The following is a 2,065-nucleotide window of genomic DNA, read 5'->3' as shown; positions in this document are numbered from 1 at the left end:
CGCGCGGCCCTGGCCGCCTACCCTGAGCTGGGCAACCACCCCGAGCGCCGCCTGGACGTATGGACGCGGTGGGGCGTGTGCGACACCGTGCTCGGCGTCCACGACCAGGCCCTCGACTTCTGCCGGACCGTCCTCGAGGAGGTCCTGGACCTCTTCCCCTCCCCCTACATCCACCTGGGCGGCGAGGAGTGCCCGACCACCGAGTGGGAGAACAGCCCCGCGGCCAAGGCCCGCGCGGCGGCCGAAGGGCTGCCCGACGTGCCGTCCCTGCACGGCTGGTTCATGGGCCGCATCGGCGCGTTCCTGGTGCAGCGGGGCCGCACACCGATCGGCTGGGCCGAGACCGGCACCGAACTGCCCCTGGACTTCACCGTGATGACCTGGCGCGATCCGGCCCACGCCCTGGCCGCCGCCCGACGCGGCCACCAGGTGGTGACCACCCACCACCGCGCCACCTACCTCGACTACGCCCAGTCCGCCGACGCCGGTGAACCCCCCGGCCAGCCCGGCGCCCCCGTCGGCCTGCGGGCCGTGCACGGCAACGAACCGGCCCCGGACCACTGGCAGCCCCACGAGAGCAGCCAAGTGCTCGGCACACAGGCCCAGTTGTGGACGGAGTACGTGAAGACGCCCGACCGCATCGAGTACCTCACCTACCCGCGCCTGTGCGCCCTGGCCGACCGGGCCTGGTCCGGCAGCCGCAGCGACTGGCCCGGATTCCTCGAGCGGCTGCGCCAGCACACCGGCCGCCTCGACGCCCTCGGTGTCCGCTACCGCCCCCTCGCAACCCACTGAACCGCCGGAACGCCGAACCGCGCAGTCCCTGACCCGCCCGACCGCACCCGCGGGCACAGCACCGATCCATCCGTCCGACCCCCACCCGATTCCGGAGAGGAACACCCCCATGAGGAAACTCGCCAAGAGCCGCATCCGCGCGGCAGCGGCCGCCGCACTGACCGTGGCCCTGAGCTGCACCGCGCTGGCAGCCGCACCCGCATCCGCCGGCACCGCCGCGGCCGGCGGGCTGGTCGTCCAGTACCGCACGAGCGCTTCGGGCGCGACGGCCGACCAGAGCGAACCCTGGCTCAAGGTACGCAACACCGGCAGCTCCGCCGTGCAGTTGAGCGACGTGAAGGTGCGCTACTACTTCAAGGCCGATTCGGCCTCCGCCTCCTACCGGTTCGCCTGCTCCTGGGCGGTGAAGGGCTGCTCCAACATCACCGGCACCTTCGGCACGCTCGCCCACCCCACCGCCACGGCCGACCGCTATCTGGAGATCTCCTTCACCTCCGGGGCCGGGGGCCTGGCACCGGGAGCGGACACCGGGGACATGCAACTGCGCTTCCACCAGTCGAACTGGCAGCCCCTGCGGCAGAGCGACGACTACTCCTTCGGCCAGGAGCGCTCCGCCTACGGTGACTGGTCGCGCGTCACGGCACACCAGGGCGGCACGACGACCTGGGGCGAGGCCCCCGGGGGCAACGACCCGACCGACCCCACGGACCCCACCGACCCGCCCGCGGACGGGCCCACGCTGTTCGACGACTTCAACTACAGCGGCCACACCGACCCGAAGATCGCCGCGCACGGCTGGAGCGTCCGCTCGAACTCCGGCGGACCTGGTGTACCCGGCGCGACCTGGTCCCCGGAGAACGTCACCTTCCCCTCCCAGAGCGGCAACTCGGTGATGAACCTGGAGACCTCCACCGCCGGGACGGCCGCATCCACCAAGCAGACGGAACTCCTCACCCAGGCGATGAAGTTCCGCAACGGGACGTACGCGGCCCGCGTGAAGTTCAGCGACGCACCGCGGTCCGGCCCCGACGGCGACCGCCTCGTCCAGACGTTCTTCACCATCAACGACCTCAAGGCGCCGATGGCCGACGACTACGCGGAATACGACTTCGAGTACCTGCCCAACGGCGGCTGGGGCGAACCGGCCAACATCCTCTACACCACCTCCTGGGAGACCTACCGCCCCGACCCGTGGGAGGCCGTCAACCAGCACAGCGAGGCCCGCCAGAGCTATGCCGGCTGGCACGACCTGGTGGTGACCATCGACAAC

The 2,065-nt window shown here is 71.6% G+C and carries 2 protein-coding genes; both read left to right on the top strand.

The annotated features are described in order from the left end of the window. Positions 1–795, top strand: a 795-nt coding sequence (locus tag ACQKIP_RS45940) for a family 20 glycosylhydrolase (RefSeq protein WP_427745721.1), incomplete at its 5' end; no start/stop codon positions are given. Positions 796–904: 109 nt separating this feature from the next. Further along, the coding region (locus tag ACQKIP_RS45935; protein ID WP_427745720.1) for a cellulose binding domain-containing protein at positions 905–2,065 on the top strand (1,161 nt) is incomplete at its 3' end.

The sequence above is a fragment of the Streptomyces sp. NPDC059900 genome (genome assembly GCF_050270335.1).
In the GTDB taxonomy this organism is placed as follows: domain Bacteria; phylum Actinomycetota; class Actinomycetes; order Streptomycetales; family Streptomycetaceae; genus Streptomyces.
Note: the sequence above shows the minus strand (reverse complement) of the source record. Positions and strands in the feature narration are given on the sequence as shown.